Origin of the sequence: Bradyrhizobium sp. SPXBL-04 (genome assembly GCF_051853035.1) — a bacterium.
GTDB classification, from domain to species: domain Bacteria; phylum Pseudomonadota; class Alphaproteobacteria; order Rhizobiales; family Xanthobacteraceae; genus Bradyrhizobium; species Bradyrhizobium zhanjiangense.
The window spans coordinates 1007072-1019515 of the sequence record NZ_CP182472.1 but is presented as its reverse complement, the minus strand read 5'-3'; the positions used below and the strand labels follow the sequence as shown (position 1 = coordinate 1019515).

Genomic DNA, 12444 nt, shown 5'->3' with positions numbered 1-12444 from the left:
CCGCAAAACATCCCCCTTCAGTCGAGGTCCGAGAGCATGTCCCGTCGCCTGATTTCCACTGGCTCCCCGTTCGAGAAGACCGCCGGCTACAGCCGCGCCGTGATCGACGGCGAGTTCGCCTTCGTCGCGGGAACCACGGGCTATGACTACACCACCATGACAATGCCGGCCGATGTCACGAGCCAGTCACGCAACTGCTTCAAGACCATCGAAGCCGCCCTGAAGGAGGGCGGTTTCGAGATGGCAGACATCGTCCGCGTGACCTACTACCTCACCGACATCAAAGATGCCGACGCGCATTTCGCCGTCTGCGGCGAAGTCCTCGGCGACATACGCCCGGCCGCAACGCTTCTCGCCGTCTCGGCGCTCTACAAGCCCGAGATGAAGGTCGAGATCGAAGTCACCGCCAAGCGGCGTAGCGCCTGATCCACCCCTCACCCATTGTCTGCCAGCACGTTCCGGAGAAACCATCCCATGAGTCCCGCCTCGCAGATCTACGCGAAGATCACCGGTCCCATCGTCATGGTCGGCTTCGGCTCCATCGGCAAAGGCACGTTGCCGCTGATCGAGCGGCATCTCGATTACGACAAGTCGCGCGTCACCGTGATCGATCCCAAGGATGAGGGCCGCAAGGCGCATTGCGAGAAGCACAATGTCCGCTTCATCCAGAAGGGCGTGACCAAGGACAATTATCGGGACTTGCTGACCCCGCTGCTCACCGAAGGCGGCGGCCAGGGCTTTTGCGTCAATCTCTCGGTCGATACCGGCTCCACCGACATCATGGAGCTCTGCAACGAACTTGGCGCGCTCTACATCGACACGGTCAACGAGCCCTGGCTCGGCTTCTATTTCGACGCTTCGAAGGGCCCGGAAGCGCGCTCCAATTACGCTCTTCGCGAAGTGACGCTGGCCGCCAAGAAGGCGCGCCCCGCAGGCTCGACGACGGCCGTCTCCTGCTGTGGCGCCAATCCCGGCATGGTCTCCTTTTTCGTCAAGCAGGCGCTGCTCAATGTCGCCGCGGATCTGAAGCTCAATGCCCCCAAGCCGAAGACCAAAGCCGAATGGGCGGACCTGATGCGGCAGGCCGGCGTCAAGGGCATCCACATCGCCGAACGCGACACCCAGCGCTCCAAGAAGCCGAAGGAGCCCGACGTCTTCGTCAACACCTGGTCGGTGGAAGGCTTCCTGTCGGAAGGCGTGCAGCCCTCAGAACTCGGTTGGGGCACCCATGAAAAGTGGATGCCCGAGAATGCGCGGACCCACGAAGCCGGCTGCGGCGCCGCCATCTATCTGATGCAGCCCGGCGCCAACACGCGCGTGCGCACCTGGTGCCCGACCCGTGGCGCGCAATATGGCTTCCTCGTTACCCACAACGAGTCGATCTCGATTGCCGATTACTTCACGGTGCGTGACGCATCGGGCACGGCGATCTACCGGCCGACCTGCCATTATGCCTATCACCCGGCCGACGATGCTGTGCTGTCGCTGCATGAAATGTTCGGCCGCGCGGCGAAGATGCAGGACAAGCACCACATCCTCGATGAGAACGAAATCGTCGATGGCATCGACGAGCTCGGCGTGCTGCTGTTCGGCCACGACAACAATGCCTACTGGTACGGCTCGCAGCTCTCCATCGAAGAGACCCGCAAGCTCGCGCCCTACCAGAACGCCACCGGCCTGCAAGTGACCTCCGCCGTGCTCGGCGGCATGGTGTGGGCGCTGGAGAACCCGAACGAAGGCATCGTCGAAGCCGACGAGATGGATTTCGATCGTCTCTTGGAAATCCAGCTGCCCTATCTCGGCCCGGTGAAGGGTTTCTACACCGACTGGACGCCGCTGATGGATCGCCCGGGACTGTTCCCGGAAGATATCGATACGAGCGATCCCTGGCAGTTCCGGAATATTCTGGTGCGGTGAGGGCGGTTCGCCCCGAGTACACTGTCATGCCCCGGTTTGGCCGGGGCATCCAGTACGCCGCGGCCTCTCCGTATCCACGCTCCTTCTCTGGAATACTGGATCCCCCGCCTTCGCGGGGGATGACACCGAGTATGTGACGATCAGCACGGCCGCACAGCTACTTCTTCTCAATCGGCGGCGCGACCTTCTCGGCTGGAGCGGGCGGCAGCGTGGGCTTGGTCGCCGCGCCCTGCGTCTGGGAATCGGGCCGTGCGGGCTCGGGGGCCGGCGTAGTCGGGCGATCACCGCCGGGCTTGGACTCCGCGGGCGTCTTGCTCTGATCGTCGGACGGGGTGCCCTGGAGCGGTGGCGTTGCCTGCGCCATCTGCATCCGGCTCTCGGCGCGAATCTGCGCCAGCGACAGGCCCGATACCACGACGCCCGCTGCGAACAGCGAAGAGGCGATTATCAGGTCGAGTTTCAGTCTGCGCTTGTCATAGCCTGTCATGTCGATCACCGCATTTGTCCGCGGAATCAACGAAATGGCCGCGCGCGGGTTCCGAGCCTGGCAAGGTGGGAACCGCACGCCGGCGCGCCAGAACGCCGCGCTCAATCCGTGGTGCTGACTTCCCAGGTGGCGTGGCGCACGCCTGGAAGATGCTGGAGATCCGTCGCCACCGCGTTCAGCTCGTTCGGATCGACCGCGGTCGCAACCAGCTTTGCGACGATCTCCAGGATGTCGTCGCCGATCTCGGCCACATCGATATCAGCGACCGAATATTTCGCGGCTTCCAACCTCTCGACGAGGCGGTCGCGCATGTCAGGCAGAGCGTCGGCCGCGACCGTCAGCTTGAAATAGTAGGTCGCCTCCAGTGCACGCTCATTCAGCGGAATGCGGTTGATGGCATTGACCAGCGGGCGCAGCAGCGTGTTGCCGGCAATGACGAACACGGTCAGCGCCGCCGCCTGCGCGACCATGTCGGCGCCGGCACAGGAGCCGACGGCGGCCGAGGCCCATAGCGTCGCGGCCGTATTGAGCCCGCGCACGTCCATGCCCTGCTTCATGATGACACCGGCGCCGAGGAAGCCGATGCCGGAGACGACATAGGAGATCACCCGCACCGCGCCGTCGGCGCCGGTCAGATGCATGGCGAGATCGACAAAGGCGGCGGCGCCGACCGCGACCAGCACATTGGTACGCAGGCCCGCCGTGCGCTGGCGGTACTGTCGCTCGGCGCCGATCAGCGTCCCCAGCACGAAGGCCGTCAACAGGCTGATCAGCGTGTCCGCAAAATCGGCAAGCTGGAAGGTCGCCGCATGGCCCCCTATACGGCGGGAACCATGACAGATTAAAGCTCCAGCAGGCCGCCGTCCCCATTTTCATCCGCGAACGCCAGCAGCGTGCCCTTGGCGTTCCAGGCGAGTCCGGCGACCGGCGGGGTGCCGTTGCGGCGGACCAGGATCTCCGCGCCGTCCTCCAGCCGCACCATCAGCACGGTGCCGTCGCTGTAGCCGGCGGCAAGGATGTCGTTCTTGGGGTGGCAGGCCACCACCGCGACGCGCGCTTGCAGCGGCGCGAGCATCGCGGGCTCCTTGCCCATCGGACCGTCCTTGCCGGCGAACGGCCACAGGATCACGGTGTCGGCGCCCGAGGTCGCCAGCGCCTTGCCGCCGGCGCTCCAGGACATCGAGCGGACGCGGCCGGGATAACCGGTCATGCGCATGTGCCTGTTGTCGGCGAGCCGCCAGCCATGCAGCGCCGCCTCGTGCATCGCAGTGACCAGGAACTTGTTGTCCGGGCTGAAAGTGACGCCGAGATGCGAGCCGGCCCAGGGCAGGAATTCGGCTGTGGCAGCCATGTTGGGAAACCACAGCGTCGCGCCGTTGTAATGCGCGATCGCGAGCCGGAGGCCTTTTGGTGCGAAGGCAAGCCCACCGACGGTCGAGGGCACCTCGATCGACTTCTCCTCGGTCTTGCCGCTCTTGACGGTCGCCGTCTTGCCGGCCGACCAGGCGAAGGCGCCATCTGGATGCAGCGCCACCGCGTCGATCCAGCGCCGCTTCGGATCGGTGGCGAGTAGAGTCACCTCGCCCTTGGCATCGAGCGACACGACCTTGCCGTCGTCGCCGCCCATGACGAGGCGCTTGCCGTCGGAGGCGGTCGAGAGGATGCCGCCGCTGTGCACGGCGACCTTGCTGATCTCGCCCTTGGCATCGACCAACGCGACATTCTCCTCGCCGCCGACGAAGGCGGCCCGATCGGCGAGGAAATGCACTGACGTCACGGCCACGCCGAGCGCGACCGGCTTGACGCGGTCGGTGACGGAGACGATCGAGGCGGAGTCGGGAGCCGGCGTAAACTCTTTCATCACGAGACGATGCAGCTCTCAAAACCCTTGCGGATGGCTTCTTCCGGCAGTTCGCGGCCGATGAAGATGAGGCGGCTCTCGCGCGGCTCGCCCTCCTTCCACTTCCGCTGGTGGTCGCCCTCCAGCATCATGTGGACGCCCTGGAAGACGTAGCGGTCGTCATCGTCGTGGAAGGCGAGGATGCCCTTGGAGCGCAGGATCTTGCCGCCCTCGATCTGCACCAGGTTCTGGAGCCAGGGCATGAACACGTTGGGATCGAGCGGCTTGTCGGTCTTGAGCGCTAGCGATTGCATGTCCTCGTCGTGATAGTGCTTCAGGCCATGGCCGTGATCATGGTGGTGGTGATGGTCGTGGCCGTCATGGTGGTGATGATCATGGTCGTGATCGTCGGCCTCCAGGAAATCCGGTTCGATGTCGAGGATGCGGTCGAGATCGAAGGCACCGCGGTCGAGCACGTCCGCCAGCGCCACCGAGCAGCGCTCGGTGCGGTGGAGTTTCGCATAGGGGTTGATGCCGCGGATGCGGGCCTCGACCTCGGCGAGCTCGCCCTTGTTGACGAGGTCGGTCTTGTTCAGCACGATCACGTCGGCAAAGGCGATCTGGTTCTTGGCCTCTGGCGCGTCCTTCAACCGGTCGGACAGCCACTTGGCGTCGGCCACCGTGACCACCGCGTCGAGCCGCGCGTTCTTCTGCACGTCCTCATCGACGAAGAAGGTCTGGGCGACGGGCGCCGGATCGGCAAGACCGGTGGTCTCGACGATGATGGCGTCGAACTTGCCCTTGCGTTTCATCAGGCCGTCCATGATGCGGACGAGGTCGCCGCGCACGGTGCAGCAGATGCAGCCGTTGTTCATCTCGAACACTTCCTCATCGGCGCCGATGATGAGGTCGTTGTCGATGCCGATTTCGCCGAATTCGTTGACGATGACGGCGTATTTCTTGCCGTGGTTCTCCGACAGGATGCGGTTCAAAAGCGTGGTCTTGCCGGCGCCGAGATAGCCGGTCAGTACGGTCACGGGAATTTTTGGGGCAGTCGCTTCAGACATAACAACTCCGGACTTTAAGGCTTTTCGCGCGACGCGAGGCGGGATGGCCCCTGCCCTAGTGGTCAAGCGCGCTGGTCAGCGCCTTTATATTGTGCCTGACCATGTCAATGTAAGTGGGTGCAGGCCCCTTTTCGCCGGTCAAACCGTCGGAAATCAAGGTCCCGCCGACCTTTGCCCCGGTCTCGGCCGCGATCCGCCGGATCAGCCGGTCGTCGCTGATATTTTCCAGGAACACGGCCGGGATTTTCTGGGCCTTGATCTGGCCGATGATCGCGGCGATGTCGCGCGCGCTGGGTTCGGTCTCCGTGGAGACACCCAAGGGGGCGATGAACTGGATACCGTATTCGGCGGAAAAATAGCCGAAGGCGTCGTGGGTGGAGATCACCTTGCGCCGCTCCAGTGGGATCTTGGCCACGGCCTCGCGGACCTCGCGGTCCAGGGTTTCGAGCTTTTCCAAATAGGCTTTGGCCTGGGCGCGGAAGAACTCCGCGTCATCCGGGGCAGCCGCGGCGAGTGCATTGGCGATGTCGGTGACATAGACCTTGGCGTTGGGGATGGACTGCCAGGCGTGGGGATCGGCGGCCGAACCCAATTTCAGGGGCGTGATACCGGTGCTCGCAGTCACGACCGTCGCCTTGCTGCCCGAGGACTGCACGAGCCGCGGCAGCCACCCCTCGAGGCCGAGCCCGTTGACGATGACGAGATTTGCATCCGCGATTCGCTTCGCATCGCTCGGTGCAGGCGTGTAGACGTGGACATCGCTGTCGGCGCCGACCAGCGTGGTCAGATTGATCCTGCTACCACCGACATTGCGGACGAAATCGGCGAGGATCGAGAAGCTCGCGACCACGTTGAGCCGCTCTGTGGCGTGCAGTGGCGGGGCGATCAGCAACAGCGCACAAAGCAGGATGAGCCGCATCGTCACGCTTCCAGATGCCGGCCGGGAAACAATTGCCGGACGATACCGCCGACGCGGCCGAACAGCACGGAAGCCACGTAGAGCACCGTCGCCACGAGAATGATCGCAGGGCCCGACGGCACACGGGTCTGGAACGAGAGCACGAGGCCGGCATAGCCCGAGGCGGCGGCAGCGACGACCGCGATGCAGATCATGGCGGTGAGATCGCGTGACCAGAACCGCGCAATGCCGGCCGGCAGGATCATGAGGCCGACCGCAAGCAGCGTGCCGAGTGCCTGAAAGCCGTTGACGAGGTTGATCACGACGAGCGCGAGGAAAGCGAGATGCGCAGGTCCCCCGGCGCGGCTCACCGTGCGCAGGAACAAGGGATCGACGCTCTCGATCACCAGCGGGCGGTAGATCACGGCGAGCACGAGCAGCGTCACCGTGGCGTTGAAGGCCACCACCAGCAGCGTCTGGTCGTCCATCGCGAGGATGTTGCCGAACAGCACATGCAACAGATCGATATTGGTGCCCTTGATCGAAACGATGGTGACGCCGAGCGCGAGCGAGGCCAGATAGAAGGTGGCCAGCGAAGCGTCCTCCTTCAGCCCGGTCGAGCGTGCGACCACACCGGCGAGGATCGCGACCGCAAAGCCGGCGATCAGGCCGCCGGCGGTCATCGCGAACAGGTTGAGCCCGGAGAGCAGGAAGCCGACGGCGGCGCCCGGCAGGATCGCATGCGCCATGGCGTCGCCGACGAGACTCATCCGCCGCAGCATCAGGAACACGCCGATCGGCGCGCCCGCCAGCGACAACGCGATCACGGCGGCGAGTGCCCGCCGCATGAACTCGAATTCGGTGAACGGACCGATCAGCGCATCATAGGCCATTTGCGATCACGCCGCCTGCGAACGCCCGTCGTCGGCCGCGCAGGCCGCCGCACTGTCGTCGAAGGCCTCGCACATCCGCATCGCGACCATCAAATTCTCCGGCGTCAGCACCTCGGCCGTCGGTCCCCACGCCACGGGGCCGCGCGCCAGCACCAGCGTCTCGCTGAAATGGGTGCGCACCATCTCCATGTCATGCAACGCGGCCAGCACGGTGCGGCCCTCGGTGTGCCACTCCTTCACCAGCGCGAGCAGATCGGCCGTGGTCTTGCTGTCGATGGCGTTGAAGGGCTCGTCGAGCACGATCAAGGTCGCGTCCTGGAGCAGCACCCGCGCGAACAGCACGCGCTGCATCTGGCCGCCGGAGAGCGTGCCGATCGGGCGGTTCTCGAACCCGTTGAGACCAACGGCGGCGATCGCGCGCAGGATTTTTTGCCGCGCAGCCTTGCCGATGCCGCCGAACAGGCCCGTCCCGCGCCACAGCCCGGTGCCGACGAAATCGAACACCGAGATCGGAAAGCTGCGGTCGATCTCCGCGCTCTGCGGCAGGTAGGCGATGTCCCTGCTGTCGCGGCCTCCGAGATGGATGCTGCCGTCGAGCGGCTTGAGGATGCCGACGATGCCGCGCAGCAACGTCGATTTGCCGGCGCCGTTCGGGCCGATCACGGCGACCAGCGCACCGGGTGCGACCTCGCCGTTGAGATGGTGCACGGCCGGATGCCGGTCATAGCCGAGCGTGACGTTGTGGAAGGCTAGCTGTGCCATGGTCACCTCATCGCCAGGAAGACCATGCCCCAGAGCACGGCGCAGACGGTAAGCGCGGCCGCGAGGCGCCCCGCCATGGTCATGCGCAGGATCGACCACGGCGCCGCTTGAGCCGGATGCGGCGAAGCCGCGTCATGGACATGGGCATGGGTGTGGTCGTGCCCGTGCGAATGGGCGTGGTCGTGGGAATGGTCGTGATGATGGGCGTGAGAGGCGGCGGGAACCATCCCAAGACGTTATATTATAACATTGCGCCTGTCCACGCCGGGCTCAGGGCCGGTCGATCAGCATGGCGATGGCGGCCGCTACGAACGGGAACGGCACCGACACCGCGCAACGGAACCAGACGAACCGGGCCGGCATGAACGGGATCTCCCACAGGATCACCCGCTGGAAGGCGAACAGGGCCCAGGCAACGACATAAGCAACCACCTGAGGCACCCCGCCGCCGGACTTCAATGCCACCGTGCCGATAGAGAAGCCGATCACAGGCCCGCCCGGCGTGGCGGCGCCGGCGACCACGGCAGACGCGACCCCAAGCCAGCCACTGTCCGGCCCGAGCCAGCCGGTGATCACCTCTTGCGGGATGATGGCGGCGATGTAGCCGGAGCCGATCACCCCCAGCGCGATCCGCGGCACGATGTTGATGAAGTCCATCGAGCCTTCGCGCAGAGAAGCCTTGAACACGGCAGGGCTGCGGCGGAAGGCGATCAGGCCGACGCCGAACACCGAGCCCCACAACAGGATGTCGATCAGGAGCGCGGCGCTCACGTCTCGTCGCCCTTCGGGATTGGCTTCGGATAGAGCCGGACATAGACGAAGCGGCCGAGCGCGCCGGCGAGCACCGGCAGCGGCAGCGAGATCACGATCCGCCACAGCGTGAAATCGGTGCCCATGATCGGGATTTCCCAGGCCACCGCCCGGCCGTAGCCGATCAGGGTCCAGCTCACGACCATGGCGATGGTGGCGCCGAAATCGGCACCGACCGCGAGCAGCGCGCTCGCCACCGGATAGGCGGTGAAGGGACCGCCGGGCAGGATCGCGCCGAAGGCGGTGCCGATCAGAAGCCCCATCAGGCCGGATTTCGGCCCGAGCGAGCGCGAGACTTTTTCGTGCGGCAGGATTTCCGAGATGAACGCACCAAGCAGGCAACCGGCGAGCACGCGCGGCAGGATGCCGCCGAACAGCGAGAGGTCGTGGGTGAGAATGTCGAGAACACCATCGGTGCCGTCACGCCGCCAGACCAGACCCGCGCTCACCGCCACCAGGGCCGCGATGATGATGGTCGACCAGCCGATCGGCTTGCGCGCACGCCCCGGCCGCGGCTCGGAGTCCGCGTCCTCGGCAGACGCCGGGTCTTTCGGGGAAGGTTCTGACAACGGGCTCGGTCGGATCGAGGGTGATGCCCATCCTGCTTAAGGGGGCTGCCCATGCGATGCAAACGGAACGATCACAGGCCGATACGCGCACCGCGCAGGGCAATTCCGCACAGCAAAAAGGCGGCCGCGCATGCGACCGCCCTTCTCTACTCTGTCATTCCGGGGCGCGTCAGCGCCGAACCCGGAATCCATCGGGCGTCATCCCGAGTGGACAAATGGATTCCGGGTCGGCACTGGCGCGCCCCGGAACGACTCCAAATGCCTACGCCTTCTCGAACAGCGACTCGACGTATTCCCAGTTCACGAGGTTCTCGACGAACGCCTTGAGATAGTCCGGACGGCGGTTGCGATAGTCGATGTAGTAGGAGTGCTCCCAGACGTCGCAGCCGAGGATCGGGGTGGCGCCGTGCACCAGCGGATTCTCGCCGTTCGGGGTCTTGGAGATCTCGAGCTTGCCGTTCTTGACCTGGAGCCAGCACCAGCCGGAGCCGAACTGGCCGACGCCGGCCGCCTGGAAGTCGGTCTTGAATTTATCGAAGCCGCCGAGGTCCTCGTTGATCTTCTTCTCGAGCTTGCCGGGCAGCTTGGTGCCGCCGCCATTGGGCTTCATCCAGCTCCAGAAGTGGATGTGGTTGTAGTGCTGGCCGGCATTGTTGAACACCGCGGGGTTCTTGCCGAACGAGCCCTTGACGATCTCTTCAAGGGATTTGCCTTCCCATTCGGTCCCCTTGAGCGCGTTGTTGCCGTTGGTGACGTAGGCCTGATGATGCTTGTCGTGATGATATTCCAGCGTCTCCTTCGACATATACTGGCCGAGGGCGTCATAGGCGTAAGGGAGAGGGGGCAGCGTAAAGGTCATGGCTTCTTGTCCGCAACTGGTGGGGAACGAGTTCTAACGGTCACCCCTTATAGAAGGTTCCTGCGTCGTTAAATACCGCCAATTTGCGAAAATGCGTGATGCGAACGCTTGGCACGATTGCATAAAATCGTCGCAGCACGCGGACATTCGCGCGGCCTTGGTGGCGTGATGCAAAATATCATTGCCTTTGAGGCGCTTATGGCAGAACGAATGCACCACGGACCGACCTTGCGAAAGACAGAGCCATGAGCATCGAGATCGACATTTTGAACGGCGACGCCTCGTGGCCGATCGCAGAGCCGCTGCACCAGGCAATCTGGGGCCCACACATGGTTGCGGATAAGCCTTGGGCTCACGTCAAATGGGATAACGCTCATCTTCGCGTGCTGCTCGACACGCCCGACGACGGCCTCGTCTGCCATGTCGGCATCTACTTCCGGACCGTCACCTGGAACGGACAGAAGGTCCATGTCGGCGGCATCGGAGGCGTCTGTACCCGCGAGGACCGGCGCGGTCGCGGCTATGCAACCATGGCGATCGACGCGGCGGTGCACACTATGCGCGCCAACGAGGCGGTGCGCTTCGCGCTGTTGTTCTGCGAGCCGCACAATTTCGCGTTCTACGAGGCGCGCCGATGGCAGCCCTTCAAGGGCGAGGTCTATTGCGAGCAGCCGGAGGGACGAATCCGCTTCGACTACATGGCACCCTACGTCTTCGACATCGTCCGGGCGCCGACGCTAGGCACGATCGACCTATGCGGCCTGCCCTGGTGAGCCCTGCGTGAGCGGAGGGCTACGCCGGCCGCCTCACACCCTATAATATGTCGACCATCATTTAATATTCCGCCCGGTGAACATGACGATCGACGCCCCTGCAGACGCCGTCCCGCCGCTTGCGCCGGTCGCCTCCCCCATCGCCAACCTGCTGACGGCGCCGATCCTGCCGACATTGCTGCGGCTCGCGATCCCAAACATGATCGCGATGGTCGGCAGCACGCTGGTTGCGATCGCAGAGACGTCCTATATCGGTCGGCTCGGCACCATCCCGCTCGCCGCGATCGCGCTGGTGTTTCCGTTCGCGATGCTGACGCAGATGATGAGCGCGGGCGCGATGGGCGGCGGCGTCTCCTCCGCGATCAGCCGCGCGCTCGGCGCAGGAGATCGCGACCGCGCCGCGACACTGGCGCTGCATGCCGCCATCATCGGCCTCTGCGGCGGCCTGTTCTTCACGGTGACGATGCTCATCTTCGGCCGCTCGTTCTTCGCGCTGCTCGGCGGCCGCGAGCGCGTGCTGGAGGAGGCCAGCGGCTACTCGCAGGTGCTGTTCTCCGGCGCGGTCGCGATCTGGCTCGTCAATACGCTGGCCTCGGTGATCCGCGGCACCGGCGACATGCGTCTGCCTTCGATGACGTTGATCGGGGCGAGCCTGCTCCAGGTCGCACTCGGCGGCACGCTGGGGCTTGGCCTGTTCGGCGTGAAGCAATTCGGCATGCCCGGCGTCGCGAGCGGCCAGCTGATCGCGTTCAGCTGTGCCGCGATCTTCTTGCTCTGGTACCTCTTGTCCGGCCGCAGCAGGCTGCCGCTCGACTTCCGCGCCTTCCATTTCGAGCGCGCGATGTTCGTGGACATTCTCAATGTGGGCGCGGTGGCCTGCCTGTCGCCACTCCAGACCGTGCTCACCATTCTGATCTTCACAAAAATCCTCGCGACCTTCGGCACCGAGATGCTGGCCGGCTACGGCATCGGCTCGCGGCTGGAATTCTTGCTGATCCCGATCACCTTCGCCTTCGGCATCGCATCGGTACCGATGGTCGGCATGGCGATCGGCGCCGGACATCTGAAGCGCGCGCGGCGCGTGGCCTGGACCGCGGCCGCCGCCTCTGGACTCACGGTCGGCCTGATCGGCCTCGGGATCGCGCTCGATCCGTCGCTGTGGGTCGCGCTGTTCACGCGGGATCCGGGCGTTACCGCCGCCGCCCACAGCTATTTCCACTGGGCAGGTCCGGCCTTCGTGTTCTTCGGCATGGGCGTGTCGTTGTACTTCTCCTCACAAGGCGCGGCGCGCGTCGGCGGGCCCGTGCTCGCCTCCACAGCGCGGCTCCTGATCGTCGCGATCGGCGGCGTCGGCCTCATGACGTTGCAGGCGCCGGCCTGGACCTTGTTCGCTCTGGTCGGCTGCGCCATGGTCGTGTTCGGGCTCTCGACCGCCGTCTCGGTCGCCTTCGTGCACTGGGGCAAATGAGCGCAGGCGAATAAGCACAGACAGTAAGCGCAGGAATGTGATTCCATCCAGCGTTGCACTATTCTGCCGGACTGCTATGGAGGCGCCGTCATTTTCGGGGG

The 12444-nt window shown here is 64.8% G+C and carries 15 protein-coding genes; 4 read left to right on the top strand and 11 right to left on the bottom strand.

From position 1 onward, the window contains the following. The first annotated feature begins 36 nt into the window (after positions 1–36). Together ACNJX8_RS04765 and ACNJX8_RS04760 are read left to right on the top strand one after the other, a co-directional pair. Entirely contained in the window at positions 37–426 is a 390-nt protein-coding gene (locus tag ACNJX8_RS04765) for a RidA family protein (RefSeq protein WP_128939939.1), read from the top strand. A 48-nt stretch (positions 427–474) separates the two neighbouring features. Beyond that, the gene (locus ACNJX8_RS04760; RefSeq protein WP_439359764.1) at positions 475–1917 is read left to right on the top strand and encodes a homospermidine synthase; all 1443 of its coding nucleotides are present in this window, start codon (positions 475–477) and stop codon (positions 1915–1917) included. 157 nt (positions 1918–2074) lie between these two features. Here ACNJX8_RS04760 and ACNJX8_RS04755 read toward each other — a convergent pair whose 3' ends face one another. The 11 genes from ACNJX8_RS04755 to ACNJX8_RS04705 all read right to left on the bottom strand — a co-directional run bounded on the left by ACNJX8_RS04755 (position 2075) and on the right by ACNJX8_RS04705 (position 10102). Continuing rightward, the gene (locus ACNJX8_RS04755) at positions 2075–2404 is read right to left on the bottom strand and encodes a hypothetical protein (protein WP_164934711.1); all 330 of its coding nucleotides are present in this window, start codon (positions 2402–2404) and stop codon (positions 2075–2077) included. 101 nt (positions 2405–2505) lie between these two features. Continuing rightward, positions 2506–3225 (bottom strand): MgtC/SapB family protein, encoded by a 720-nt coding sequence (locus ACNJX8_RS04750; RefSeq protein WP_439361809.1) that lies wholly within the window; start codon positions 3223–3225, stop codon positions 2506–2508. Positions 3226–3245: 20 nt separating this feature from the next. Further along, positions 3246–4265: a WD40 repeat domain-containing protein gene (locus ACNJX8_RS04745; protein WP_164934712.1), complete on the bottom strand. Its 1020-nt coding sequence runs from the start codon at positions 4263–4265 to the stop codon at positions 3246–3248. Next, a complete protein-coding gene (locus ACNJX8_RS04740) occupies positions 4265–5311 on the bottom strand; it encodes a CobW family GTP-binding protein (protein ID WP_439359763.1) in 1047 nt (348 codons plus the stop codon). Before ACNJX8_RS04740 ends, ACNJX8_RS04745 begins: the two co-directional genes overlap by 1 nt. A 55-nt stretch (positions 5312–5366) precedes the next feature. Then, on the bottom strand, positions 5367–6230 hold the full coding sequence (locus ACNJX8_RS04735; protein ID WP_128931274.1) for a metal ABC transporter solute-binding protein, Zn/Mn family: 864 nt from the start codon (positions 6228–6230) through the stop codon (positions 5367–5369). A 2-nt stretch (positions 6231–6232) separates the two neighbouring features. Beyond that, positions 6233–7102 carry a metal ABC transporter permease gene (locus ACNJX8_RS04730; protein ID WP_439359762.1) on the bottom strand — a complete coding sequence of 290 codons (870 nt, stop codon included), beginning with the start codon at positions 7100–7102 and terminating at the stop codon, positions 6233–6235. Positions 7103–7108: 6 nt separating this feature from the next. Further along, positions 7109–7864 carry a metal ABC transporter ATP-binding protein gene (locus ACNJX8_RS04725; protein WP_164939302.1) on the bottom strand — a complete coding sequence of 252 codons (756 nt, stop codon included), beginning with the start codon at positions 7862–7864 and terminating at the stop codon, positions 7109–7111. Positions 7865–7866: 2 nt separating this feature from the next. Then, entirely contained in the window at positions 7867–8091 is a 225-nt protein-coding gene (locus ACNJX8_RS04720) for a hypothetical protein (protein WP_249759463.1), read from the bottom strand. A gap of 43 nt (positions 8092–8134) precedes the next feature. Then, complete coding sequence (locus tag ACNJX8_RS04715; protein ID WP_128931270.1) at positions 8135–8635, bottom strand: hypothetical protein; 501 nt, start codon at positions 8633–8635, stop codon at positions 8135–8137. Then, on the bottom strand, positions 8632–9243 hold the full coding sequence (locus ACNJX8_RS04710) for a permease (RefSeq protein ID WP_249759462.1): 612 nt from the start codon (positions 9241–9243) through the stop codon (positions 8632–8634). The genes ACNJX8_RS04715 and ACNJX8_RS04710 overlap by 4 nt, the downstream gene beginning before the upstream one ends. 262 nt (positions 9244–9505) lie before the next feature. Beyond that, on the bottom strand, positions 9506–10102 hold the full coding sequence (locus ACNJX8_RS04705) for a superoxide dismutase (protein ID WP_061846478.1): 597 nt from the start codon (positions 10100–10102) through the stop codon (positions 9506–9508). Positions 10103–10347: 245 nt separating this feature from the next. On the opposite strand from ACNJX8_RS04705, the gene ACNJX8_RS04700 reads away from it, so the two are divergent. Then, positions 10348–10875 carry a GNAT family N-acetyltransferase gene (locus tag ACNJX8_RS04700; protein ID WP_439359761.1) on the top strand — a complete coding sequence of 176 codons (528 nt, stop codon included), beginning with the start codon at positions 10348–10350 and terminating at the stop codon, positions 10873–10875. 82 nt (positions 10876–10957) lie between these two features. After that, entirely contained in the window at positions 10958–12343 is a 1386-nt protein-coding gene (locus ACNJX8_RS04695) for an MATE family efflux transporter (RefSeq protein WP_439359760.1), read from the top strand. Positions 12344–12444 lie beyond the last annotated feature (101 nt).

Bases quoted from the DNA above. Each gene is read 5' to 3' on its own strand.
- ACNJX8_RS04765 (WP_128939939.1), top strand. From the start codon at position 37: ATGTCCCGTCGCCTGATTTCCACTGGCTCCCCGTTCGAGAAGACCGCC.
- ACNJX8_RS04760 (WP_439359764.1), top strand. From the start codon at position 475: ATGAGTCCCGCCTCGCAGATCTACGCGAAGATCACCGGTCCCATCGTC.
- ACNJX8_RS04755 (WP_164934711.1), bottom strand. From the start codon at position 2,404: ATGACAGGCTATGACAAGCGCAGACTGAAACTCGACCTGATAATCGCC.
- ACNJX8_RS04745 (WP_164934712.1), bottom strand. From the start codon at position 4,265: ATGAAAGAGTTTACGCCGGCTCCCGACTCCGCCTCGATCGTCTCCGTC.
- ACNJX8_RS04740 (WP_439359763.1), bottom strand. From the start codon at position 5,311: ATGTCTGAAGCGACTGCCCCAAAAATTCCCGTGACCGTACTGACCGGC.
- ACNJX8_RS04735 (WP_128931274.1), bottom strand. From the start codon at position 6,230: ATGCGGCTCATCCTGCTTTGTGCGCTGTTGCTGATCGCCCCGCCACTG.
- ACNJX8_RS04730 (WP_439359762.1), bottom strand. From the start codon at position 7,102: ATGGCCTATGATGCGCTGATCGGTCCGTTCACCGAATTCGAGTTCATG.
- ACNJX8_RS04725 (WP_164939302.1), bottom strand. From the start codon at position 7,864: ATGGCACAGCTAGCCTTCCACAACGTCACGCTCGGCTATGACCGGCAT.
- ACNJX8_RS04720 (WP_249759463.1), bottom strand. From the start codon at position 8,091: ATGGTTCCCGCCGCCTCTCACGCCCATCATCACGACCATTCCCACGAC.
- ACNJX8_RS04705 (WP_061846478.1), bottom strand. From the start codon at position 10,102: ATGACCTTTACGCTGCCCCCTCTCCCTTACGCCTATGACGCCCTCGGC.
- ACNJX8_RS04700 (WP_439359761.1), top strand. From the start codon at position 10,348: ATGAGCATCGAGATCGACATTTTGAACGGCGACGCCTCGTGGCCGATC.
- ACNJX8_RS04695 (WP_439359760.1), top strand. From the start codon at position 10,958: ATGACGATCGACGCCCCTGCAGACGCCGTCCCGCCGCTTGCGCCGGTC.